Consider the following 1,101-nt stretch of genomic DNA (forward strand, 5'->3'; position numbering starts at 1 on the left):
ATGTCTTCGCGATCCTTGAAGTCTTCTGGTTGGTAGATTGACGCCATGTAACGGAAATTCGCGTCCACCGGCTCGCCATCCTCGGGGTCGATGCCGCCCCATTGCAGGGTTGAATTTCTCGGCTTGTCAAAACCCTTCATTTCCTCGACCGTCAGCGGTTCAGGAACCTTCTCGGCATTGATCGTGACCGTCTGGTTCACGTTAGGCGTTGCCCAGATTCTCGTCGCACCAAAGGCGCCGCCCAGCACGCCGCGATTGCCGTCCCAGAAGTCGGTCGGTTTGACACCCGGCGGCGGGTTCTCGATAGGCGGCAACGTGCCGAATCTCTGCACGCCCGGTTCGTCGCCGCATGGCGTGCCACGCGCGAGCATGCGCTGCTTGACGGTATCGCCGAGTTCGGCCAGCAGCGTGTCATCCAGACCCTGCCAGCCGATGCTTTGCAGCGGCGTCGCGCCCATCACGCGGTCGTGCGGACTGAAGTACACGTACACACGGCCGTGGTTGTCGCGCTCGGGCAGACCCCAATGCATTTTCAAGTCCGGCCGCCAGAAGTTCATGTCCTCTGTCGCGCCGCATTGCAGTTGCTCTAGCAGCGATTCGGTGAACACGCGCTTGTCCTGCTTGATGCGGTTCGCAACGTTGCGAAAGGTGTTGACACGGGCCTGTGCGGTGGGCCGCTCGCCGCCGCATGCCGCGGCGTCGGTCATTTTGTCGCTTGTCGCGTAGGGCGAGTTCATCACGAACAGCGCATCGGGCGCGCGCTTCTTGCATAGCGTGGTCGCCGCCATCGCGATCATGGTTCCCTGACTGTGCGACATCAGCGTGATCGTATCGAGCGGATATTTGGCGCGAATCTCGTCGACCAGATCGGCCAGCCGTTGTGCCGCGTGTGCGTAGTAGCTGCGCGGCGGGGCATCCTGCAATTGGCGATCCGTCTCGGTGTTCAGATGCTGAAGGTCGAAGCCGAAGACGTGCCGCTTGAATCCGGTGTGGCTCCAGCACTGTTGAAGATTGTTCGTGCCGTTCTGGAAGGGTCCGCCGCCCCAATACCACGGACCAAACTCCTCGTTGCACTCCGGCGCCCAAGCGTCGAACCCGTTG

The 1,101-nt window shown here is 61.7% G+C and carries 1 protein-coding gene; it reads right to left on the bottom strand.

Annotated elements, in window-relative coordinates:
- Positions 1-1,101, bottom strand: a 1,101-nt coding sequence (locus AWB65_RS35000; RefSeq protein WP_445344303.1) for a T6SS effector phospholipase Tle3 domain-containing protein, incomplete at both ends; no start/stop codon positions are given.

It is taken from the genome of Caballeronia humi (genome assembly GCF_001544475.1).
Lineage (GTDB): Bacteria > Pseudomonadota > Gammaproteobacteria > Burkholderiales > Burkholderiaceae > Caballeronia > Caballeronia humi.